21 protein-coding genes are annotated in these 23,029 nt (G+C 69.2%); 13 read left to right on the forward strand and 8 right to left on the reverse strand.

What is annotated here, in order from left to right:
* Positions 1-90: 90 nt before the first annotated feature.
* Positions 91-357, forward strand: coding sequence for a double-stranded DNA-specific endonuclease (locus KS03_RS13640; protein ID WP_015876700.1), 267 nt, complete (start codon positions 91-93; stop codon positions 355-357).
* Between the two features lie 64 nt (positions 358-421).
* Here the strand turns inward: KS03_RS13640 and KS03_RS13645 are convergent, their stop codons facing one another.
* Positions 422-1,735 carry an ATP-binding protein gene (locus tag KS03_RS13645; RefSeq protein ID WP_015876701.1) on the reverse strand — a complete coding sequence of 438 codons (1,314 nt, stop codon included), beginning with the start codon at positions 1,733-1,735 and terminating at the stop codon, positions 422-424.
* Complete coding sequence (locus KS03_RS13650) at positions 1,719-2,444, reverse strand: response regulator (protein WP_015876702.1); 726 nt, start codon at positions 2,442-2,444, stop codon at positions 1,719-1,721. The genes KS03_RS13645 and KS03_RS13650 overlap by 17 nt, the downstream gene beginning before the upstream one ends.
* 232 nt (positions 2,445-2,676) lie before the next feature.
* Between KS03_RS13650 and KS03_RS13655 the strand changes: the two genes are divergently transcribed.
* From KS03_RS13655 to KS03_RS13685, 7 genes are all read left to right on the forward strand, one after another.
* The gene (locus tag KS03_RS13655) at positions 2,677-3,231 is read left to right on the forward strand and encodes a periplasmic heavy metal sensor (protein ID WP_015876703.1); all 555 of its coding nucleotides are present in this window, start codon (positions 2,677-2,679) and stop codon (positions 3,229-3,231) included.
* A gap of 379 nt (positions 3,232-3,610) precedes the next feature.
* The gene (locus tag KS03_RS13660) at positions 3,611-4,387 is read left to right on the forward strand and encodes an ABC transporter substrate-binding protein (protein WP_015876704.1); all 777 of its coding nucleotides are present in this window, start codon (positions 3,611-3,613) and stop codon (positions 4,385-4,387) included.
* A gap of 180 nt (positions 4,388-4,567) precedes the next feature.
* Positions 4,568-5,257 carry an ABC transporter permease gene (locus tag KS03_RS13665; RefSeq protein ID WP_015876705.1) on the forward strand — a complete coding sequence of 230 codons (690 nt, stop codon included), beginning with the start codon at positions 4,568-4,570 and terminating at the stop codon, positions 5,255-5,257.
* Complete coding sequence (locus KS03_RS13670) at positions 5,254-5,967, forward strand: ABC transporter permease (RefSeq protein ID WP_015876706.1); 714 nt, start codon at positions 5,254-5,256, stop codon at positions 5,965-5,967. Before KS03_RS13665 ends, KS03_RS13670 begins: the two co-directional genes overlap by 4 nt.
* A gap of 18 nt (positions 5,968-5,985) precedes the next feature.
* Complete coding sequence (locus KS03_RS13675) at positions 5,986-6,765, forward strand: ABC transporter ATP-binding protein (RefSeq protein WP_043307663.1); 780 nt, start codon at positions 5,986-5,988, stop codon at positions 6,763-6,765.
* 117 nt (positions 6,766-6,882) lie between these two features.
* A complete protein-coding gene (locus tag KS03_RS13680; RefSeq protein ID WP_012734099.1) occupies positions 6,883-7,929 on the forward strand; it encodes an IS481 family transposase in 1,047 nt (348 codons plus the stop codon).
* 792 nt (positions 7,930-8,721) lie between these two features.
* A complete protein-coding gene (locus KS03_RS13685) occupies positions 8,722-9,807 on the forward strand; it encodes a porin (protein ID WP_015876708.1) in 1,086 nt (361 codons plus the stop codon).
* A gap of 161 nt (positions 9,808-9,968) precedes the next feature.
* Here the strand turns inward: KS03_RS13685 and KS03_RS13690 are convergent, their stop codons facing one another.
* Positions 9,969-10,307, reverse strand: a complete 339-nt coding sequence (locus KS03_RS13690) for a P-II family nitrogen regulator (RefSeq protein WP_013699037.1) — start codon at positions 10,305-10,307, stop codon at positions 9,969-9,971.
* A gap of 53 nt (positions 10,308-10,360) precedes the next feature.
* Positions 10,361-12,046, reverse strand: a complete 1,686-nt coding sequence (locus KS03_RS13695; RefSeq protein WP_015876709.1) for an NAD+ synthase — start codon at positions 12,044-12,046, stop codon at positions 10,361-10,363.
* 102 nt (positions 12,047-12,148) lie between these two features.
* On the opposite strand from KS03_RS13695, the gene KS03_RS13700 reads away from it, so the two are divergent.
* Together KS03_RS13700 and KS03_RS31385 are read left to right on the forward strand one after the other, a co-directional pair.
* On the forward strand, positions 12,149-13,327 hold the full coding sequence (locus KS03_RS13700; protein ID WP_015876710.1) for a GNAT family N-acetyltransferase: 1,179 nt from the start codon (positions 12,149-12,151) through the stop codon (positions 13,325-13,327).
* A 49-nt stretch (positions 13,328-13,376) separates the two neighbouring features.
* Positions 13,377-13,880 (forward strand): GIY-YIG nuclease family protein, encoded by a 504-nt coding sequence (locus tag KS03_RS31385; RefSeq protein WP_015876711.1) that lies wholly within the window; start codon positions 13,377-13,379, stop codon positions 13,878-13,880.
* 77 nt (positions 13,881-13,957) lie between these two features.
* Here KS03_RS31385 and ppa read toward each other — a convergent pair whose 3' ends face one another.
* Entirely contained in the window at positions 13,958-14,485 is a 528-nt protein-coding gene (gene ppa / locus KS03_RS13710; RefSeq protein WP_015876712.1) for an inorganic diphosphatase, read from the reverse strand.
* 225 nt (positions 14,486-14,710) lie between these two features.
* Between ppa and KS03_RS13715 the strand changes: the two genes are divergently transcribed.
* The 3 genes from KS03_RS13715 (at position 14,711) to KS03_RS13725 (ending at position 18,399) form a co-directional block, all read left to right on the forward strand.
* The gene (locus KS03_RS13715) at positions 14,711-16,150 is read left to right on the forward strand and encodes an aldehyde dehydrogenase family protein (protein WP_015876713.1); all 1,440 of its coding nucleotides are present in this window, start codon (positions 14,711-14,713) and stop codon (positions 16,148-16,150) included.
* A 74-nt stretch (positions 16,151-16,224) separates the two neighbouring features.
* Positions 16,225-16,983 carry an SDR family oxidoreductase gene (locus KS03_RS13720; RefSeq protein ID WP_015876714.1) on the forward strand — a complete coding sequence of 253 codons (759 nt, stop codon included), beginning with the start codon at positions 16,225-16,227 and terminating at the stop codon, positions 16,981-16,983.
* Positions 16,984-17,094: 111 nt separating this feature from the next.
* Positions 17,095-18,399 carry an MFS transporter gene (locus tag KS03_RS13725; protein ID WP_015876715.1) on the forward strand — a complete coding sequence of 435 codons (1,305 nt, stop codon included), beginning with the start codon at positions 17,095-17,097 and terminating at the stop codon, positions 18,397-18,399.
* 72 nt (positions 18,400-18,471) lie between these two features.
* On the opposite strand, the gene KS03_RS13730 is transcribed toward KS03_RS13725, so the two are convergent.
* From KS03_RS13730 to hemC, 3 genes are read right to left on the reverse strand one after another with little or no spacing between them, the layout of a single operon-like run.
* Positions 18,472-19,662: a heme biosynthesis protein HemY gene (locus KS03_RS13730; RefSeq protein WP_035980043.1), complete on the reverse strand. Its 1,191-nt coding sequence runs from the start codon at positions 19,660-19,662 to the stop codon at positions 18,472-18,474.
* 2 nt (positions 19,663-19,664) lie between these two features.
* A complete protein-coding gene (gene hemDX / locus KS03_RS13735; RefSeq protein ID WP_015876717.1) occupies positions 19,665-21,938 on the reverse strand; it encodes a fused uroporphyrinogen-III synthase HemD/membrane protein HemX in 2,274 nt (757 codons plus the stop codon).
* The gene (gene hemC, locus KS03_RS13740) at positions 21,938-22,906 is read right to left on the reverse strand and encodes a hydroxymethylbilane synthase (protein WP_015876718.1); all 969 of its coding nucleotides are present in this window, start codon (positions 22,904-22,906) and stop codon (positions 21,938-21,940) included. Before hemC ends, hemDX begins: the two co-directional genes overlap by 1 nt.
* Positions 22,907-23,029: the final 123 nt, after the last annotated feature.

Here is a 23,029-nt window from a genome sequence, read left to right on the forward strand (position 1 = left end):
GTCCGGCCAAACGTGGGCAAAGAGCCGCAGCGAAGCAGGTATGATCGAGTCTGCTTGGCAAGAACGAACGTCTACATGCAGGAGGGCTGAATGGCAGGAAATCTGGTTATCGTGTGCCGGGATCAGGACGCGGACGCGTTCTACACGCTGATGCAGGAGTACGGTGCGTTCCAGGCGCGGCTGTCGTCTACCGCGTGGTATCTGAACATGAACATCGTGCCGGAATCGCTGCAGGACGAAATCCTCGAGCGGCTCGGCAAGTACACGACTTTGTATATCTTCGAGGCGACGAGCGTCACCTACAACACCATCGACAGCCACGCGGCGGAAACGCTCGGGTCGCTGTTCGGCGAGTAGCCCGACACGCCGGCGCGGCGCCCGCCGCGCCGGCCCTCTCCGCTTGCTTTCGAGTCCCGGCGGCTCACGCCCCCGCGGGGTCGCGTTCGGGTTTGGGCACCGCGTCCAACGGGAACACCATCGCGACGCGCAGCCCCCCCTGCTCCTGGTTACCGATCCGGCACGTCCCGCCGAGGCGCTGCACGAGCCGCTCGACGATGGCGAGCCCGAGCCCGCTGTGGCCGTTGCCGCCGCGCGCCGGGTCGAGCCGCACGAACGGCCGCGTGGCGTCGGCCAGGTCGCGCTGCGCGATGCCCTTGCCGTGGTCGCTCACGCTCAGCAGGTAACCCTCGCCGGTGCGCTCGGTGGCGACCCGCACCGGCGGCGCGCCATAGGCGTGCGCATTGTCGAGCAGGTTCGAGAGAATCCGGTCGAGCGTCGCGGCCGGCAGCCGGAAGCCGCTGCCCGCCGCGAGCGCGACGTCGACCGTCGGCGCGTTCGGCGCGACCGCCCGATAGGTGCGTGCGATCCGCTCGCAGGCCTGATCGACCTCCACCACCTCGCTGCGATCGACGCCGCCGTGCGCGAACACGAGGAACTGGTCGACGATGTGCGACATCGAATCGACGTCGCGTACCACGCCGTCGCGCAGCCGCATGTCGTCCATCATCTCGGCGCGCAGCCGCATGCGCGCGAGCGGCGTGCGCAGGTCGTGCGCCACGCCGGCCAGCATCACGGCGCGATCGTTCTCGGCGCGCGACACCTGCTCGACCATCTGGTTGAAGCCGCGCGTGAGCTGGCGCAGCTCGCGCGGGCCGGCCTCGCGCACCGGCGGCACCGTCATGCCGCGGCCGAAGCGGCCCACCGCGCGCGCCAGCGAACGCAGCGGCTGCTGCAACTGCCAGGCGGCGAACAGCGCCGCCATCACCGCGGCCGAGAAGATCATCCCGAGCCACATCAGCATGCGGTCGCGCGAGCGGCGCGGCCGCAACGGCTGCGCGGGCACCACGATCCAGTTGCGGTCGTTCGGCTCCTTCACCCACAGCACGGGCGGCTTGCCCGGCTGGCCGAAGCGCACCTCGGTGCCGGCCGGCATGCGGTCGCGCAGATCGTCGAGGAAGCGCTTCGGGGGCGCCGCCATGTCGGGGTCTTCACGCGGCACGTCGGGGCTGTCGGGCGGCACGATCCGCACCCGCGAGGGCAGCGGCTGGTCCGGCGTGTGCTGCTCGTGCTGGCGGACCGCTTCGACGAGGAACGCGGCCTCCTCCACGGCATAGCGCATCTGCGATTCGTTGCGGTCGAGCCGGATCGCCAGGTACCACGCGAAGTGCGACAGCAGCAGCACGCCCACCACCAGCATGGCGAGCCGGCCGAACAGCGAATCAATGGGTCTGCGCATGGGCCTCGCCGTTGGGCACGAACACGTAGCCGCGGCCACGCACGGTCTGGATGAAGCGCGGCGTGGAAGGATCGCTTTCCAGGATCCGCCGCAGGCGCCAGACCTGCACGTCGATGCCGCGGTCGGTGCCGTCGTACTCGGGGCCGTGCAGCAGTTCGAGCAGGCGCTCGCGGGTGAGCGTGCGCAGCGCGTTGTTGACGAAGATCTTCAGCAGCGCGAACTCGCTGCTCGACAGCGTGGCGGGCCGGCCGTCCACCGACAGCGTGCGCGCCTGGAAGTCGAGCACGAAGCGGCCGAACGCGTAGGGCTCGCGCTGCTCGGGCGCCGCCGCCGACGGCGTGGCGCGGCGCCGGCGCAGCACCGCCTGGGCGCGCGCCAGCAGCTCGCGCGGGTTGAACGGCTTGCCGAGGTAGTCGTCGGCGCCGAGCTCGAGGCCGACGATGCGGTCCACGTCGTCGGCGCGCGCGGTCAGCATGATCACCGGGATGTCGTCGCCGGCCGCGCGCAGCCGGCGCAGCGCGGTCAAGCCGTCGACGCCCGGCATCATCAGGTCCAGCACGATCAGGTCGGGGCGCTCGCGCTCCAGGCGCTTCTCGAGCGAGGCGGCGTCGTGCAGCACCGACACTTCCATGCCCTGGCGCACGAGGTAGTCGCGCAGCAGGTCGCGCAGTTCTTGGTCGTCGTCGACGATGAGGATCTGGGTAGTCATGGCGTGAAGTTTACCGTGCGGCTTGGCGGGCCCGGCTGAAACATACCGGCCAATGGGTTACTGGGAATTACCGTGCAAGCCGGATGTAATGCGCGGTAACCGGGGACGGGGCCGACGTAACACCGGCGGCGGCGTGCTTGGCTACGCTGCGTCCTACCGATGCGGACGGCGCTGGCCGCTTCGCGCACCGCGCCGCCACGTCGACCCGTTCATCCAATCAGGAGTCACCGCAATGTATAAGAAGACGTCCCGCATGGCTATCGCCGCCGCGACCGTACTGGCCCTCTCGCTGAGCGCCGCCGCCCAGGCCCAGACCGCCGGCGCCGCCATGCCGCCCGCCGACGCGCATGGCGGCCCGGGGCCGCACTGGCACCGCCACGGCGGTCCCGAAGCCGTGTTCGAGCGCCTGCACGACCAGCTCGGGCTGAACGCGCGGCAGGAGCAACAGTACCAGGCCGCCGCCGCCACCTCGAAGCAGAACCGCCAGGCGATGCGCCGGAACTTCGAGCAGGCGCGCTCGCAGCTCGAGGCCGCGCAGAGCCAGCCGATCCTCGACCTCGACGCGCTGCACAGCGCGCGCCAGCAGGTCGAGCAGCAGAACGCGCTGTTGCGCGAGCAGACCGAACGCGCCTGGCTCGCGTTCTACGACGGCCTGAACGACCAGCAGAAAACGACCGTCAGCGCCGCCCTCAAGCAACAGTTCGCGAACATGAAGGCGCGCCACGAGCAGCGGAAGGCGCGCTGGCAGCACCATCACGCCTCGCAGGCGACGGCGGCCTCGCAGTAGGCGCCGCCCGCGCCGGCCGCCCCGCCCCGCGGGCATCGATGCCGGCGCACGTCGCCGCACCACACCACGTCCCACACCGGGCGCGCAGCCCTGCCGCCCACCGCCATGATCGGCGGCCGCCCCGCGCCCGTCGGCGGGCCGGCGGCACGATCCACAGCAGCCCCCTACCGTGCGGGCCGCAGCCGGTAACGGCCCGCGCCGCTTTCCGAATCGAGATTCGACCTTGCACGCCGCAGGCTCGGGTAAAATACCGCCCTTTTGGCCGGCCGGCCCCGCCCGCCCGATCGCCGAAGCCGCCGACACCGAATTTTGACTGACTAGAATACGGCCGGCGCGGCGCGGGCGAAGGCCGGCGCGCGGCAGTCGTAAGAGGAATCAGATGAAGAAGCTCGCCCTGTGCGCAGCACTCGCCATGGCGGCGAGCGGCGCCGTCGCGAAGGAATGGAAGACGGTCCGGATCGGCGTCGACGCCAGTTACCCGCCGTTCGAATCGGTCGCGCAGAACGGCGACATCGTCGGCTTCGACGTCGACCTGGCGAAGGAAATCTGCACGCGCATCGCGGTGCGCTGCACCTGGGTCGCGCAGGATCTCGACGGGATCATCCCGGCCCTGAAGGCGCGCAAGTTCGACGTGATCATGTCGTCGCTGACCGTCACCGACAAGCGCCGCGAGCAGATCGACTTCTCGGACAAGCTGTACGACGCGCCCGCGCGGATGATCGCGCCGGCCGGCTCGCCGCTGCTGCCCACGCTCGCCTCGCTCAAGGGCAAGCGCGTCGGGGTCGAGCAGGGGTCGACGCAGGAAACCTACGCGAAGACCTACTGGGAGCCGCGCGGTGTGACGATCGTGCCGTACCAAAACCAGGATCAGGTCTACGCCGATCTCGGGACCGGCCGGCTCGACGCCGCGCTGCAGGACGAATTGCAGGCCGACTACGGGTTCCTGCGCACGCCGCGCGGCAAGGGTTTCGCGTGGGCGGGCCCGGAAGTGAAGGACCCGAAGACGATCGGCGACGGCACCGCGATCGGCCTGCGCAAGGAGGACACGGATCTGAAGGCGAAGATCAACGCCGCTCTCGCCGCGATGCACAAGGATGGGACTTACGACAGGTTGTCGCACAAGTACTTCTCGTTCAGCGTGTATTCGGCGAAGTAACCACGTTTCGGCCGGACTGGCCGCCGCGCGTCACCGCGCGCGGCGGCCAGTCCGGCACGAGGAAGTCGCCAGCCGCCCGGCGGAATCACCGGGCAGCCCGACCCACATGCACGGGGCGTGCCGCCCGACCCGCGGCACGCGTCTTTCTCGGCGCCCGCGTTGCGCCGTCAAGGACTTCATATGTTTCTTCAAGGCTACGGCCCGCTGATACTTTCCGGCACCTGGCAGACCATCAAGCTCGCCGTGCTGTCGCTCGCCTTCGCGTTCGTGCTCGGCCTGCTCGGCGCGGCCGCGAAACTCTCGCGCAACCGGATCACGAACGGGCTCGGCACGCTCTACACCACGCTGATCCGCGGCGTGCCCGATCTGGTGCTGATGCTGCTGCTGTTCTACAGCCTGCAGATCTGGCTCAACCAATTCACCGACATGATGAACTGGGATCAGATCGACATCGACCCGTTCGCGGCCGGCGTGCTGGTGCTCGGCTTCATCTACGGCGCCTACTTCACCGAAACCTTCCGCGGCGCGTTCCTGTCGGTGCCGCGCGGCCAGCTCGAGGCGGGCGCCGCCTACGGGATGTCGAACTGGCGGGTGTTCTCGCGCGTGATGTTCCCGCAGATGATGCGCTTCGCGCTGCCCGGCATCGGCAACAACTGGCAGGTGCTCGTCAAGTCCACCGCGCTGGTGTCGATCATCGGCCTGGCCGACGTGGTCAAGGCCTCGCAGGACGCCGGCAAGGGCACGCTGCGTTTCTTCTTCTTCACGCTGCTCGCGGGGGCCATCTACCTCGCGATCACGACGATCTCGAACTTCGTGCTGATGTGGCTGGAAAAGCGCTACTCCACGGGCGTCCGCAAGGCTGACCTATGATCGAACTGATTCAGGAATACTGGCGCAACTACCTCTACACCGACGGCTATCACATCACCGGCGTGGCGATCACCCTGTGGCTGCTGGTGGTGTCGATCGGCCTCGGCTTCTGCCTGTCGGTGCCGCTCGCTTGCGCGCGCGTGTCGAAGCGCAAGTGGCTGGCCGGCGCGGTGTGGCTCTATACCTACGTGTTCCGCGGCACGCCGCTCTACGTGCAGCTGCTGCTCTGCTACACGGGCCTCTACAGCCTGCAGGCGGTGCGCGGCACGCCGCTGTTGAACGAGTTCTTCCGCGACGGCATGCACTGCACGCTGCTCGCGTTCACGCTCAACACCTGCGCCTACACCACCGAGATCTTCGCCGGCGCGATCAAGGCGACCGCCTACGGCGAGATCGAGGCCGCGCGCGCCTACGGGATGTCCACCTTCACGCTCTACCGCCGCGTGATCCTGCCCTCCGCGCTGCGCCGCGCGCTGCCGCTCTACAGCAACGAGGTGATCCTGATGCTGCACGCCACCACGGTGGCGTTCACGGCCACCGTGCCCGACATCCTGAAGATCGCGCGCGACGTCAACTCGGCCACCTACATGTCGTTCCACGCGTTCGGCATCGCCGCGCTCCTCTATCTCGCGATCTCGTTTACGCTCGTGTGGCTGTTCCGCCAGGCCGAGCGGCGCTGGCTCGCCTACCTGCGCCCGCAAGGCAAATAAACGGCGCGAGGACTCCTGATGAATTCCAAGATGCACAAGCTTTTCGTCGACGATCTCCACAAGCAGTACGGCAGCAACGAAGTCCTGAAGGGCGTGTCGCTGAAGGCGCAGGCCGGCGACGTGATCAGCGTGATCGGCTCGTCCGGCTCCGGCAAGAGCACGATGCTGCGTTGCATCAATTTCCTCGAGCAGCCGAACGCGGGCCGCATCTTCGTGGACGGCGAGGAAGTGCGCACCGCGAAGGACAAGACCGGCGCGCTGAAGGCGGCCGACGCGAAGCAGTTGCAGCGCGTGCGCACCAAGCTCGCGATGGTGTTCCAGCACTTCAATCTCTGGTCGCACATGAACGTGCTCGAGAACGTGATCGAGGCGCCGGTGCACGTGCTTGGCCTGTCCACGCGCGAGGCGGAGGCGCGCGCGCGCGAGTACCTGGAGAAGGTGGGGCTGCCGCCGCGCGTCGAGAAGCAGTATCCGTCGCATCTGTCGGGCGGCCAGCAGCAGCGCGTGGCGATCGCGCGCGCGCTGGCGATGCACCCGGACGTGATGCTGTTCGACGAGCCGACCTCGGCGCTCGACCCGGAGCTGGTGGGCGAGGTGCTGAAGGTGATGCAGAAGCTGGCCGAGGAAGGCCGCACCATGATCGTGGTCACGCACGAGATGGGCTTCGCGCGCAACGTCTCGAACCACGTGATGTTCCTGCACCAGGGCCGCGTCGAGGAGGAAGGCGCGCCCGCCGAGGTGTTCGGCAACACGCGCAGCGAGCGCCTGAAGCAATTCCTCTCGGGCAGCCTCAAGTAAGGTGTAGAAGTTCAGACTTGATCTGACAGTAAGGCCTTGCCAAGAGGCGGGGTTACCCGTTTTGATAGAGGTGCGAATCTTCATCAAAACAGCGCGCAAGCGCCAAGGAGTAACCCCGTGAGTAGTCTCAACCAAAATGTCATCCGCCACAAGATCGGTCTGCTGAATCTGGCCACCGAGCTCGGGAACGTGTCGAAGGCCTGCAAGGTGATGGGGCTGTCGCGCGATACGTTCTACCGCTATCAGAATGCCGTGGCCGAGGGCGGCGTCGATGCCCTGTTCGACAGCAATCGGCGCAAGCCGAATCCCAAGAATCGAGTCGATGAAGCGACGGAAATCGCCGTGCTGGCCTATGCCATCGAGCAGCCCGCCCACGGGCAGGTTCGGGTCAGCAACGAATTACGCCGGCGCGGTATTTTCGTGTCTGCATCCGGCGTTCGTTCGATCTGGCTGCGTCACGAATTGTCGTCCTTCAAGCTGAGGCTCGTGGCGCTGGAGAAGCAGGTCGCTGAAAAAGGCATCGTGCTGAGCGAGGACCAGGTGGCCGCGCTGGAAAGAAAGCAGGACGACGATGTGGCTCATGGCGAAATCGAAACCGCTCATCCCGGCTATCTGGGCTCGCAGGACACGTTCTACGTGGGCACGATCAAGGGCGTAGGCCGGATTTACCAGCAGACCTTCGTCGACACCTACAGCAAAGTGGCGATGGCCAAGCTGTACACGACCAAGACACCGATCACGGCGGCCGATCTGCTCAATGACCGGGTGTTGCCGTTCTTCGAGGAGCACGGCATGGGTGTGATCCGCATGCTGACCGATCGAGGCACGGAGTATTGCGGCAAGCCGGAATCGCACGATTATCAGCTGTACCTGGCGCTGAACGACATCGAGCACACCAAAACCAAGGCGCGACATCCGCAGACCAATGGCATCTGCGAGCGGTTCCATAAAACCATCCTGCAGGAGTTTTATCAGGTCGCGTTCCGCCACAAGCTCTATCTGACGCTGGCGGAACTGCAGGTCGATCTCGATACTTGGCTGATGTACTACAACGGCGAGCGAACGCATCAAGGTAAGATGTGTTGTGGTCGCACGCCTTTGCAAACGCTCATCGCGGGCAAGGAGGTGTGGAAGGAGAAAGTGAGCCACCTGAATCTGATCTGACAGTCACGCACCGTCGGAACGGGTAACTGTCAGATCGGGTCGCGACTTCTACAAGTAAGGCTGCCGGCCCGGCGCCGCCGCGCCGGGGCACCTGCCTTATTCCGCGCTCGCCCCGCCTTTCCCCGCCGCCCTCGCCGCGCCGCCTCCACGCCCCCAAGCCCCCCACGCCACTTCGCGCTCCGTCGTGCCCGGTCACGACGGCCGCCGGCGCCGTCCGCGCGCCCCGCCTTCGCTCGCTCGACTCCGCGCGCCGCCCCGGCGGTTGAGTGCAACGAAATCTGCGCACTTCAGTTTGTTTAGCGCCATCGGCCGGCATTTCTTACGAAAAACCAACGATTTCCGCCGATTTTTTTGTACGCACGCCGCACCTTCTCGTCAATAGTGGCAATCCTTGACCCACTTCGCCGAAAGCCGTGAACGCCTTGCCGGACAAGGCATTGCGTGCGCCGGCAAGCGCCGGTAGCAAGGATCGCTCCCTGTGCGTTTGGCAATTTTGAGACACCGCCGGGTCAGACAACGATTTTCGTCGCCATCAAAGGGTATTTTTGCTAAATTAGTAACCAAAGTAGCAAAACGAAAGTCATGAAATGTAGTTTGACTTCATGGCAACAGGAGACCCCGGCTTGCCTGCCCGGCAAAACGGCCTGAAAAACGGTTCGGTCCGCACCTATCGCGTCCGCCCATCCGGCAGCCGCACACGGTCTCCCTGGTTATCCCATGTTGACCGGACGCATTCAGCGTCCGGCATCTTGCGCAGTTGGTGGGTTGACTTTTTGACAGGGTATGGAGGAGATGATGAAGAAAGCATTGCTGGCGGCAGCGCTGATGACTGCCGGTGTGGCAGCGCAGGCACAAAGCAGCGTGACGCTGTACGGCCGCCTGGACGCCGGGCTCGAATACTTGAACGGCCTGCAGAACGGTCACAGCATCCGCGCGGAAAGCGGTGACTGGGGCACGAGCCTGTGGGGCATCAAGGGCACCGAGGACATCGGCGGCGGCTACAAGGTCCTGTTCCACCTCGAAGGCGCATTCAACACGATGAACGGCGGCCTCGGCACGACCGGTTCGATCTGGGATCGTTTCGCGACGGTCGGGATCTCGAACGATGCCTACGGTACGCTGCTGTTCGGTCGCGAACTCGCGATCGCGAACGGCGTGTGGGACTTCGATCCGTTCGGCCAGTCGAGCTGGTCGACCGCCTCGCTCGTGCGCGGCCGCAACTGGAACAAGACCAGCAACAACGTTTCGTATCAGTCGCCGTCGTTCTACGGCTTCGACGCCTACGGCCAGTACTCGCTGTCGAACCAGACGACCTTCAACGGCGGCACCGGTGCAGCGGGCAGCCAGGGCCGCAGCGACGGCCTGCAGCTGACCTACACGAACTCGCTGTTCCAGGTCCGCGGCCTGTTTGACGAAACGCGTGACGGCGCGAACGGCAAGTTCGACGACGTGTTCAACTTCTCGCGCGAATACTTCGTCGGCGCCAACGTGTTCCTCGGCCAGTTCAAGCTGCAGGCGGCATACCAGACCTCGCACGCCGACAGCGCCGGCCCGGTGGGCAACAACGGCATCACCTCGACGCAGCAAGTCTGGGGCGGCGTGACCTGGCAGGCAACGCCGGCGGCCGCGCTGATCGCGGCGGTCTACCACGTGAATGCGAACAACGGCGGCGGCAACGCGACGATCTACACGATCGGCGGCTCGTACAACCTGTCCAAGCGCACCCTGCTCGACCTGCAGGCGGCTACGGTTCGCAACAGCAAGACCGCGAACTTCGGCCTGAACGCCAACCCGGCAGGCAGCGCCGTCACCACCGGCAACCCGAAGGCGGGCGGCTCGCAGACGGGCATCTACGCCGGCATCCAGCACCTGTTCTGATCGTCCGCGACGAACCGGAGCCCGGAGCAACACTGACAGTTTCACGCTGCTGCGAGAGGCGCGTATCGGTGCGATACCCCAACGGGTATCGCACCGTTTTTTATTGGCGGCCCGCCGCGCCCGCGCCGGCTGCCCGCGCGGCGGTGACGCGCCGCGCGGGTTCAGACCGCCGCTTCGTTCTCCTCGCCGGTGCGGATCCGGATCACGCGCTCGACGTCGGACACGAAGATCTTGCCGTCACCGATCTTGCCGGTGCGCGCGGCGCCGATCACCGCGTCGATCACCTGGTCGACCTGGTCGGCCGCGACCACCACCTCGATCTTCATCTTCGGCAGGAAATCGACGACGTATTCGGCACCGCGATACAGCTCGGTATGGCCCTTCTGGCGGCCGAAGCCCTTCACTTCCGTCACGGTGAGGCCGGTCAGGCCGACCTCGGCGAGCGCCTCGCGAACTTCGTCGAGCTTGAACGGTTTGATGATGGCGGTAATGCGTTTCATGATGAGGCTCCGGTAAATGGATGACTGGAACGGATTCTACGCGCGGCGCGCCGTCAGTCGATACGCTCGGTGAAGCGCGAGGTGATCGGGTAGCGCCAGTCGCGGCCGAACGCGCGGTGCGTGACGCGAATCCCGATCGGCGCCTGGCGCCGCTTGTATTCGTTGATCTTGATGAGACGCGTGACGCGCGTCACGTCGGCCTCGTCGTAGCCGGCCGCGACGATCGCCGCGAGCGGCTGGTCTTCTTCCATGTACATGCGCATGATCGCGTCGAGCACGTCGTAGGGCGGCAGGCTGTCCTGGTCGGTCTGGTTCTCGCGCAGCTCGGCCGACGGCGCGCGGCTGAGGATGCGCGCCGGGATCACCTCGGTCGAGCCGAACTCGGCGGCCGCGTTGCGGTAATGGCAGAGACGATAGACGAGCGTCTTCGCGATGTCCTTGATCACGGCGAAGCCGCCCGCCATGTCGCCGTACAGCGTGCAGTAGCCCACCGCCATCTCGCTCTTGTTGCCGGTGGTCAGCACGATCGAGCCGAACTTGTTAGACAGCGCCATCAGCAGCGTGCCGCGAATCCGCGCCTGGATGTTCTCCTCGGTGGCGTCCTCGTCGCGGCCGGCGAACTCGTCGGCGAGCGCGCCGCAAAACGCGTCGAACATCGGCGCGATGGCGATCTCGTCGTAGCGCACGCCCACGCGGCGCGCCATCTCGGCCGCGTCGGTGGTGGAAATGTCGGCCGTGTAGCGCGACGGCATCATCACGGCGCGCACCCGCTCGGGGCCGAGCGCGTCGCAGGCCACCGCCAGCACCAGCGCCGAGTCGACGCCGCCCGACAGGCCGATCAGCGCGCCGGGAAAGCCGTTCTTGCCGATATAGTCGCGCACGCCGAGCACCAGCGCGCGGTAGACCTGCGCCTCGACCGGCAGCGGCGCCGCGATCTCGCCCGGCAGCGGGCGCGCGCCGTCGAACTCGACGATCGCGTGGCCCGCCTCGAACTGCGGCATGCGCGCGACCAGCTCGCCCGCGCCGTCGAGCACGAACGAGCCGCCGTCGAACACGAGCTCGTCCTGCCCGCCCACCAGGTTCACGTAGACCACCGGCAGCCCCGTCTCGCGGATCCGCGCGCGCACGATCCCGACCCGTACCGCGTCCTTGTCCATGTGATACGGCGAGCCGTTCGGCACCAGCAGCACCTCGGCGCCGGCGGCCTTCGCGAGCTGGGCGGCCGAGGCGTGCCAGGCGTCCTCGCAGATGATCACGCCGAAGCGCGTGCCGTTCAGCTCGAACACGCACGGCTGCGGATCGGTGGCGAAGTAGCGCTTCTCGTCGAACACCTCGGTGTTCGGCAGGTCCTGCTTGCGATAGGTGGCCGCGATCGCGCCGCCGACGAGCAGCGACGCCGCGTTGTAGGTGTCCACCGGCGTCGCGCCGCGCCCGATCGGACGGTTTGCATTACCATCGGCGCTGGGCGTGCGCAGCGGATGGCCGACCAGCACCGCGAGCCCCTCGAACGGCTTCAGGCACTCGGCCAGCCGCGCCAGCGCCTCGGCCGCCTCGGTGTAGAACGCCGGACGCAGCAGCAGATCCTCGGGCGGATACCCGGACAACGCGAGCTCCGGCGCGACGAGCAGCTGCGCACCATCGTCGTGCGCGGCGCGCGCGGCCTCGACGATGCGGGCGACGTTACCGGCGAAATCGCCGACGGTGACGTTGAGTTGGGCGAGAGCGATACGGGTTTTCATGACGGAATCTGCGCGGCCTCGCGGCTCGCGTGACGAGCGCCCGCGGGCGCATCACCGGTGCGCGCCGCGTCGCGCGCGCCGAACCAAACGGATCTCTGACGGTTGAAACACGAACGCAACGATTATCGCATGGGGCTCCTGTCGTCTCCGCTCGAAACGGGCGCCGACGAATGGAACGCCCTGCTCGAACGGCAGGCGCATCCCACGCCGTTCCTGCGCCATGAATTTCTGGCCGCGCTGCACGCCACCGGCTGCGCGACCGGCGAGACCGGCTGGTCGCCGAACTTCGTCACGCTCACCGACACGGCCACCAACGCGCTGGTGGCGGCCGCGCCGCTCTACGCCAAGCAGCATTCGTATGGCGAATACGTGTTCGACTGGGCCTGGGCCGACGCCTACCAGCGCAACGGCCTGCCCTACTATCCGAAGCTGCTCTGCGCGGTGCCGTTTACGCCGGTGCAGGGCACGCGCCTGATCGCCGCCGATTCGCGCGCGCGCCGCCAGCTCGCGGCCACGCTCGTCGCGCTGGCCGAGCAGAGCGAGGTGTCGTCGCTGCACGTGCTGTTTCCGAGCACCGACGAAGCCGCGCTGCTCGGCGAGATGGGCATGATGCTGCGCGAAGGCGTGCAGTTCCACTGGCTCAACGACGGCTACCGGCACTTCGACGATTTCCTCTCGACGCTCGAACAGAAAAAGCGCAAGAACATTCGCGCCGAGCGGCGCAAGGTGGCCGAGGCCGGCGTCACGTTGCGCCGCGTGCGCGGCGAGGACGCCACCGACGCCGACTGGCGCTTCTTCTCGCGCTGCTACCGGCAGACCTACCGCGAACACTATTCGAGCCCGTACCTGAACCTCGACTTCTTCCGGCGCATCGGCGCGACCATGCCGGAGAATCTGCTGCTCGTGATCGCCGAGGCCGAAGGCAAGCCGATCGCCAGCGCGCTGGCCGTGTACCGGCGCGATCCGGCCGGCGGCGGCACGCTCTACGGCCGCTACTGGGGCGCGCTCGAACACGTGCCCTGCCTGCATTTCGAAACCGCCTACTATCAGCTGCTGGAGTTCTGCATCGAGGAGCAGTTGAGCGCGTTCGAGGGCGGCGCGCAGGGCGAGCACAAGCTCGCGCGCGGCTTCATGCCGACCGTCACGCGCTCGGCGCACTGGCTCGCGCACCCGGCGTTCGCCGACGCGGTCGGCGCGTTCCTCGAGCGCGAGACGGGGCAGATCCATGCCTACATGGACGAGTTGCGCGAGCACAATCCGTTCAAGGACGGCGCGCAGTGAGCGCGCGCGGCCTTCGACGCCACTGACGGCCCGCTACCGGCCGCCCGCCATGTCCTGGTTCCTGTATCTGATCGAATGCGCCGACGGCAGCGTCTACACCGGCATCACGACCGACGTGGACGCGCGCTTCGCGCGGCACGCGAACGGCACGGGCGCGCGCTACACGCGCTCGCGCAAGCCGCGTGCGGTGCTCGCCGCGTTCCCGCTGGCCGACCGCTCGGTCGCCTCGCGGGCCGAATACTGGGTCAAGCGCCTGACGCCGGCGCGCAAGCGCGAACTCGCGAGCGGGCTGCGCACGCTCGAATCGGTGCTGCCGGCTGGCATCGTCGACGGACCGCCCCGTGACGCCGCGCCGGATGCGCCCGGCATCGCGCGCGGCCTGCGTTCGCGCCATGCCGGCGGCGCGCCGTGGGCCGTCGAGGCGGACGACGGCGCCGCGCCGGACCCGCAGCCGGCGTGGTCCCTCAGCGCCGGCCGCCGCCGGGCCGGCGGGCCGAAGCCCGCGCGCCCGGCCACCGGCCGCTCCGGCCGGCGCGTCTGCGCCGCCGCGTGATGCGCGCCGTCCAAAACAAAGCCGCGCGGCCCCGGAACGGGGCACGCGCGGCCTGATGCCACGTCGCGGACGGCGTCTTACTTCTTCGCGTTCGCAAGGCCCTCGCTGATTTCCTTGTGCGCGGCGTCGATGCCGGCCCAGCCCTCGACCTTCACCCACTTGCCCTTTTCGAGCGCCTTGTAGTGCTCGAAGAAGTGCTTGATCTGGTCCTTCAGGTACTCGGGCACGTCGTCGATCGACTTGATGTTGGCCGTCATCGGGCAGACCTTGTCGTGCGGCACGGCGATCAGCTTCGCGTCGACGCCCGACTCGTCGGTCATCTGCAGCATGCCGAGCGCGCGCGCGCGCACCACCGAGCCGGCCAGCAGCGGGAACGGCGTGATCACCAGCACGTCGACCGGATCGCCGTCGCCCGACAGCGTCTGCGGAATGAAGCCGTAGTTGACCGGGTAGCGCATGCCGGTGCCGACGAAACGGTCGACCACGAGCACGCCGAGGTCCTTGTCCGCTTCATACTTGACCGGGTCGCTTTGCGCCGGAATTTCGATAATGACGTTGAAATCGTGCGGCAGATCCTTGCCGGCCGGAACATTGCTGAAGCTCATGAGCACTCTCTGCATGACGATGGGAAAACGGCACGGGGCGCCAACGATCGCGGCCCGCGAAGAGCCGCCATTATAGCCAATCACCCGATGGCGCTCGGCCGAAGTTAGGCGCACACTTGGCCGGCATGCGGGCCCCGGCCCGCGCGGCGCGGCAGCCGCGCCGCATGCGCACCGAACCCGACAGAACCCGAAACGCGCATCGCCGCCGACGATCCGGGAGCAGGCATGGAAGAGGCAAGGCACTTCATCGCGGGCGCATGGGTCGCGCCCGCGAGCGGCGAGACGCTCGCCGTCATCGACCCGTCCGACGGCGCGCCGTTCGCGCGCCTCGCGCGCGGCAGCGCCGCCGACGTCGACGCCGCGGTAGGCGCCGCGCGCGCGGCCTTCGAGGGCGCCTGGGGCGCGACCAGCGCCGCCGAGCGCGGCCGGCTGCTGTACCGCCTCTCGCAGCGCGTGGCCGAGCAGCAGGACACGCTCGCGCGGCTCGAATGCCGCGACACCGGCAAGCCGCTCAGCCAGGCGCGCGCGGACGCCGCCGCGCTTGCGCGCTACTTCGAGTTCTACGCCGGCGCGGCCGACAAGCTGCATGGCCAGACGCTGCCCTATCAGGCCGGCTACACGGTGCTGACGCTGCGCGAGCCGCATGGCGTGACCGGCCACCTCGTGCCGTGGAACTACCCGATGCAGATCTTCGGGCGCAGCGTCGGCGCGGCGCTCGCCACCGGCAACGCCTGCGTCGTGAAACCGGCCGAGGACGCCTGCCTGTCGCTGCTGCAGGTCGCCCGGCTCGCGGCCGAGGCCGGCCTGCCGCCGGGCGCGCTCAATATCGTCACCGGCACCGGCCACGAGGCCGGCGCGGCGCTCACCGCCCATTGCGGCATCGACCATATCTCGTTTACGGGCTCGCCCGAGACCGGCCGCCTCGTCGCGCTGGCGGCCGCCGAGCGGCACGTGCCGGTCACGCTCGAGCTGGGCGGCAAGTCCCCGCAGCTCGTGTTCGCCGACGCCGACCTCGACGCCGCGCTGCCGGTGCTGGTCGCGGCGATCGTGCAGAACGGCGGCCAGACCTGCTCGGCCGGCAGCCGCGTGCTGATCGAGCGTGCCGTCTACGAGCCGCTGCTCGAGCGGCTCGCGGACGCGTTCGGCGCGCTGCGCGTCGGCCCCGGCCTCGCCGACCTCGACTGCGGCCCGCTCATCAACGCCAGGCAGCAGCAGCGCGTCTGGGATTTCCTCTCCGACGCCCAGCACGACGGCATCGCGGTGGCCGCGCAGGGCGAGGTAGTGCCCGAGGCGCCCGAAAGCGGCTTCTACCAGGCGCCGACGCTGCTGCGCGACGTGCCGCCCGCACACCGGCTCGCGCAGGAGGAAGTGTTCGGCCCGGTGCTGGCCGCGCTGCCGTTCCATGACGAGGAGGAAGCCGTCGCGCTCGCGAACGGCACCGCCTACGGGCTCGTGGCCGGCCTCTGGACCCGCGACGGCGCGCGCCAGATGCGGCTCGCGCGGCGCGTGCGGGCCGGGCAGGTGTTCGTCAACAACTACGGCGCGGGCGGCGGCGTCGAGCTGCCGTTCGGCGGCAGCGGGCTCTCCGGGCACGGCCGCGAGAAGGGCTTCGAGGCGCTCTACGGCTTCACGGTGCTGAAGACCGTCGCGCTCAAACACGGCTGAGCCGCGCGGGCCGGCCGCGCGGCAGCCACGCAACCACTACCACCACCCGATCCGACACGGACAAGGAGACAGCCATGCGGCTTGCAGGCAAGACAGCGATCGTCACGGGCGGCGGCTCGGGCTTCGGCGAGGGCATCGCCAGGACCTACGCACGCGAGGGGGCGAACCTGGTCGTCAACGACCTGAACGGCGCGGCGGCCGAGCGCGTGGCCGGCGAGATCGCGATGGCGGGCGGGCGGGCGATCGCGATCGCCGGCGACGTCGCGAAGGGCGAGGACTGGCGCGCGCTGCTGGCCGCCGCCCTCGACGATTTCGGGCAGGTTCACGTGGTCGTCAACAATGCCGGCACCACGCACCGCAACAAGCCCGTGCTGGACGTGAGCGAGGCCGAGTACGACCGCGTCTACGCCGTCAACATGAAAAGCCTGTTCTGGTGCGTGCAGACGCTGGTGCCGTATTTCCGCGAGGCGGGCGGCGGCGTGTTCGTCAACATCGCGTCCACCGCCGGGGTCCGGCCGCGCCCCGGCCTCGTCTGGTACAACAGCACGAAGGGCGCGATGATCACCGCCAGCAAGGCGCTCGCGGCCGAGCTCGGCGCCGACCGGATCCGCGTCAACTGCATCAACCCGGTGCTCGGCGAGACCGGCCTCATGACCGAATTCATGGGCGTCGACGACACGCCCGAGAACCGCCAGCGCTTCCTCGCCACGATTCCGCTCGGCCGGCTCTCGACGCCGCGCGACATCGCCAACGCGGCACTCTATCTGGCCTCCGACGAAGCCGAATTCATCACCGGCATCTGCCTGGAGGTGGACGGCGGCCGCTGCATCTGACGCACCTGACACACCTGACGCATCGGCGCGCGCCGCCACCACGCAATCGCGGCATCCTCGCGCCGCCGCCCCATACCAAGACGACCGAACCATCCCGTAAGGAGACGACCCATGGCGAGCACCGTAACGGCCGATTCCGGCCAGCCTTCCGCGTTCGAGGCGGCCACCTACCGCAAGGTCACCTGGCGGCTCGCGCCGCTTTTGATGCTCTGCTACGTGGTGGCCTACCTGGACCGCGTCAACGTCGGGTTCGCGAAGCTGCAGATGGCCGCCGACCTGAACCTGTCCGACACCGTCTACGGGCTCGGCGCCGGCATCTTCTTCTTCGGCTATTTCCTGTTCGAGGTGCCGAGCAACATCATCCTGCACCGGGTGGGCGCGCGCGTCTGGATCGCGCGGATCATGATCACCTGGGGCCTCATCTCGGCGCTGATGATGTTCGTCACCACGCCGGCGATGTTCTACGTGATGCGCTTCCTGCTCGGGGTGGCCGAGGCCGGCTTCTTCCCCGGCGTGATCCTCTACCTGACCTACTGGTATCCGGCGCACCGGCGCGGCCGCATGACCACCTTCTTCATGACCGCGATCGCGATCTCGGGCGTGGTGGGCGGCCCCGTCTCGGGCTACATCCTGAAAGCCTTCCACGGCGCGAACGGCTGGCACGGCTGGCAGTGGCTGTTCCTGCTGGAGGGCATCCCGTCGATCCTGGTCGGGCTGCTGGTGCTGTTCCGGCTCGAGGACCGCATTGCCCGCGCCGCCTGGCTCAGCGGCGACGAGAAGGCGCTGCTGATGCGCAACGTGGCCGACGAGGAGGCGCTCAAGGACGACCCGTCGGTGGCGCGCGTGCTGGCGAGCCCGCGCGTCTGGCTGATGGCGCTGATCTATTTCTCGTTCGTGATGGGCCTGTACGGCGTGGGCTTCTGGCTGCCCACCATCATCAAGTCGACCGGCGTGACCGACGCGTTCTCGATCGGCCTGCTCTCGGCGATCCCCTACGCGGCGGCCGTGATCGGCATGACCCTGATCGCGCGCAGCGCCGACCGCCGCCGCGAGCGCCGCTGGCACCTGGTGTTCCCAGCCGCGCTCGGCGCACTCGGGCTGCTGCTGTCGGTGGTGTGGGCGAACCAGACCGCGCTCGCGATGGTGGGCCTCACGCTCGCGACGATCGGCATCCTCACCACCCTGCCGCTGTTCTGGAGCCTGCCCACCGCGTTTCTCGGCGGCACCGCGGCCGCGGCCGGCATCGCGCTCATCAACTCGATCGGCAACCTGGCCGGCTTCCTGAGCCCCTACCTGATCGGCTGGCTCAAGACCGTGACGGGCTCGAACGCGTCCGGCATGCTGATGCTCGCCGCGTTCTGCGTGCTGGGCGGCCTGCTCGCGCTGTCGGTGCCGAAGGCGCTCGTCAACCGCTAAGCGCCGCCCCCGCGCAAAACGGAACGGCGGCCCGAAGGCCGCCGCTTGCCGGCAACGCGCGGCGCCGCGCGGCTAGGCCACGTGCGTGGCCAGCGCGCTCTCGCGGTAGTGGCGCGCGGCCTTGTCGGTGTCGCCGAGGTGCTCGAACAGGCTTGCCAGCGCGCGGTGCGCGCGCACTTTCAGCGCGTCGTTGTCGGACAGCTTCAGCGCCGCTTCGAGGAACGACTGCGCCTTGCCCCACAGCTGCTGCTTCTGGCAGAGGCGGCCGAGCGCCATCAGCAGGTCGGCATCGTCGGCATGATCGCGCCGCCAGCCCTCGGCCTTCTGGATCAGCGGCAGCGCGTCGCCGCTCACGGTATCGGGATAGCGGCGCAGCAGGCGCGCGTCCCAGTGATGCGCGAGCGCGTCCTCGACGATGCGGCGCGCCTCGGGCTGGCGATCGAGCGCGACCAGCAGTTCGGCGGCCAGATCGGCCAGGCGCGGCGACTGCCGCTCGGGCGCCGACAGCGACTGCCAAACCTCCAGCAGCGCGTCCGCGTCGTGGCGGCGATCGCGCAGCAGATGCTCGGCCGCCTGCTGGCGCATCCGCACCGCCGCGGCCGGGTGCAGCGCCTCGCGCTTCTCGAGCGCCTTGGCGAGCTTCAGCACCTCGGCCCAGTTCTTCAACTGCTGCTGCGCGCGCAGCGCGACCTGCTGCGCGTGGATGCGCTTGCCGCCCGACTGCTGCATCTCGGCGAGCGCGGCCAGCGCCCCCTCGGCGTCGCGCGCCTCGGCGCGCATCTCGGCCGTGGCGAGCAGCCGCGCCTCCTGCCAGTCGTTGCCGTCGACCTTCGCGAGCCACTCGTCGCGGCGCGCGTATTCGTGCATGCGATGCGCGGCCACCGCGCCGACGAGGCTCGCCGCGCCCTGGTTCGCGTCCACCGCGAGCGCGTCGCGCGCGGCCTTCTCGGCGCGCGAGAAGCGGCCCGCGTAGAGGTTCGCGATCGCGTCGCGCAGCGACGCATGCGCCTTCTCGCGACGCATCCGCGCACGATAGGCCGCCACCCGCTGCGGCATGCGCCAGACGTTGCGCACGATGCGCAGCAGCGCGTAGAGCACGACGAACAGCACCACGATCGCGACGATGAACAGGTTCAGCGACACGTCCACCCGATACGGCGGGTAGACGATCAGCACCTGGCCGCCGTCGAAGCGGCCGACCGTGGCGAGCGCCACGGCGACGGCGAACAGCACGGCCAGCCAGAGGATTCCTCGCAGCGTCATCGTCACCCCCGGCTCTTGAACTGTTGGATCGCGGAGAGGCTCGTGTTCAGGTTCGGCACCGCCACCGACAGCGAGGCCGCGTCGACCTGCTTGAGCAGGTCCTGCACGGTGCGCGTGTCCTTCGACGAGGCGTCGAAATAGCGGCCGAGCGCGGCCTGCGCCGCGTGCAGGTCGGACTTCATCGCCGCTTCGTTGCGCGCGAGCAGCGAGAGCCGCGCCGTCAGCAGGCGCAGCTTGACGTTCTCGCGCACGAAGTAGCCCTGCTCGGGCGAGATCAGCATCGCGTCGGCGTGGTCGATGCGGCGCACCTGCACGAGGCTCGCGAGCTGCGCGGCGACGCCGGTGGACAGGTCGTGCCACCAGATCTTCCATCGTGGCTGGCCGGTGGCGGCGGCCTGCTGCGCGAGGTCGGCCGGATGCCCGGCGCGCGGCACCGCGCGGCCGATCGACGCCTCGCCGGCAAGCGGCAGCGCGTCGATGCGGCCGATCGCGTCGTCGAGCTTGATGGCGAGGCCGGTCAGGTCCACGGACGGCGCGGCCTTGAGCTTGTCGATGTCCTGCGCGATCGCCTTGCGCACCGCGATCGCCTGCGCGCCCTGCGAGGTGGCGAGCTGCGCGTCGGCGTTCTGCAGCGCGACCAGCGCGAGCTGCGTATCGCCCGTGAGCTGCAGCTGCTGGCTCGCGCCCGACAGCGTCTGCTCGACCTGGTCGAGCAGCCAGGCGTCGCGATTGCGCGACAGGTCCTGGTACTGCTGCTGCAGCGCCTGCTGCTGGGCCTGCGCGTCGGCGAGCTTGCCGGCGAACTGCGAGACCTCGCTGTCCACCTGATGACTGTTGGCGAGCGCCTGCTCGGACTGGCGCCGCGCCGCCGCGGTGGCCGCGTCGAGCGCGTTCTGGCGCTGCACCGTGAGCTGCTCGAGCTTGTCGAGCTTGCGGTTCAGCACGTAGCCGCCGGCGCCCGCGCCGCAGGCGAGCACCACCACCACGCACCAGAGCAGCACGCCGGCCGCGCCGCCGCGGCGTTTCGGGCCTTGCGCCTCGAACGGCGTAAACGGCGGATTGGGCGGCGGCGGCGCCGCGGGCCGCGCGGGCGCGCCGCCCGCGGAGGAAGCCTTGCTGGAATCGTTAGTGTCTGTCATGCGAGAGGGTACCGAGGCGGCTTGCACCGCGTGAGCGGCCGTGTCGGCCAACGTTCTGAACGCGCGGACGATCCGTTCGTCACCCGCGCCGGACTGCGTAATCCTATCAAAACCCAATGCCCGCGCCGTATCGGCAATGCGCGAATGGGGCGCGACCAGCGGCGCGTGCAGCAGCGCCTCGATCTCGGCTGCGGTCAGATGGTCGACCGCCAGCTCGTGCAGATTGCGCACGCCCTCCGAACTCGTCACGAGCCACGCGTGCGGCGCGCCGCCGAGCAGCGCATGGACGCGCTCCCAGGCACCGATCGAAGGCTCGGGCACGATCCGGCGATAGGCGGCCACCAACTCAACCTCGGCGCCGGCCTCGCGCAGCCGCGTGGCGAGCCATTCGCGGCCGCCGTCGCCGCGCACGATCAGCACGCGCTTGCCGGCAAGCGGTCCGGCGGGCGGCGGCATGGCGGCATCGGCACGCCCGGCCTGCGCATGCGCCGCGGCGGCGGACTCGCGAGCCGCCGCCGCCGATGCCGCGGGGGAACCGGAGCCGTCCGAGCCACCCGGAGCGTCCGGCACGGCGTCCGGGCCGGCGCCGGCTGCGCGGGCGGCAGTGTCGTCACGACGGTCCAGGGCCACGCCGCCGCTCGCCGTGGCGCCGGCCGCGTCATCGGCGACCTGCCCGGCCGCCGGGTGCGCAGCCGCCATGCCGAACGCGCGTTCGATCTGCGCGTAAAGGCCTTCGGAATCGTAGCGCGGCTCGCCGCCGTCGGTCCCGGCGGCGCCGGCGGGCGCCAGCGCGCCGTCCGGTGCGATCACGCGATGCGCGGGTGCCGCGATGCCGTGGCGCGCCAGCGCCGCCACGCTGCCGGGACCGACCACGCCCACCGGCAGCGAATGCGGCCAGATCGCGCCGAAGCGCGCGAGCGCGCGGTCGATCGCGTTCGGCGAGACGAACACCACCAGCGCATAGGCGTCGAGGCGGGCGAACGCCGCGTCGAGCGGGCCGAAGTCCGTCGCCGGCGCGATGTCGATCAGCGGAAAATCGAAGCTTTCGATGCCGGCCGCCGCGAGCTGCGCGGCGAGCGCCGCCGATTGCCCCTCGGGCTTGGTCAGCACCGCCGTGAACGCGCGGGCGGCGGCCATCAGGAGCGCCCTCCGAGCAGTGCCTCGACGATCTCGAAGGCACCTTGCCGCGCCAGCTCGTCGGCGACCTGCCGGCCCAGCGCGAGCGCCGCGTCGGGCGTCGAAACGGCCGCCCGCGCACGCGCATTGAGCACGCGCGTGCCGCTCGGGTTCGAGACGCGGCCCGTCAACTGCAGCACGTCGCCGTCCCATACCGCGTGGGCGGCGAGCGGCACCTCGCAGCTGCCGCCGAGCGCGCGCGAGACCATGCGCTCGGCCTCGCAGGCGAGCGCCGTGGCCGGGTCGTGCAGCGGCGCGAGCCAGCGCGCGAGCTCGGCGCGCGCCGCCGCGATCTCGATGCCGAGCGCGCCCTGCCCGGCCGCGGGCGGGCTCGCCTCGACCTCGATCAGCGAGCGGATCCGCGCGTCGAGCCCGAGCCGCTTGAGCCCCGCCGCGGCGAGGATGATCGCCGCGTAGTCGCCCCGGTCCAGCTTGGCCAGCCGCGTGTCGAGGTTGCCGCGCAGCGGCCGCACGTCGATATCGAGATAGCGTGCGCGCAGCATCGCCTCGCGGCGCAGGCTGGAGGTGCCGACGATCGAGCCGGTGGGCAACTCGTCGAGCGACGCGTAGTCGTTCGACACGAACGCGTCGCGCGGGTCCTCGCGACGCATCACGGCCGTGAGCGCGAAGCCCTCGGGCAGCGACATCGGCACGTCCTTCAGGGAATGGACGGCGAGGTCGGCACGGCCGTCGGCCAGCGCGGTCTCGAGTTCCTTCACGAACAGGCCCTTGCCGCCGACCTTCGAGAGCGTGCGATCGAGGATCTGATCCCCCCGGGTCGTCATCCCGAGGATCTTCACGTCGCAAGCTGGATATAATTTGCGCAGCGCGTCACGCACATGTTCAGCCTGCCACATCGCGAGGCGGCTCTCCCGCGAAGCGATCGTGAGCGTCGCCGGAACGTCGGCCGTAAGAGTCTCGGAATTCATTGCAGCGGCATCGAAGGACGGGAATCAGGGACGAACAATGGTAGCACGCACGCCCGTCCCCCTTTTCAGGCGGCCCGGGCGCATGCGCCGGGGTCGCCCGCCGGCGACCGGCGTGGCGCGCGG

It is taken from the genome of Burkholderia glumae LMG 2196 = ATCC 33617 (assembly GCF_000960995.1).
Lineage (GTDB): Bacteria > Pseudomonadota > Gammaproteobacteria > Burkholderiales > Burkholderiaceae > Burkholderia > Burkholderia glumae.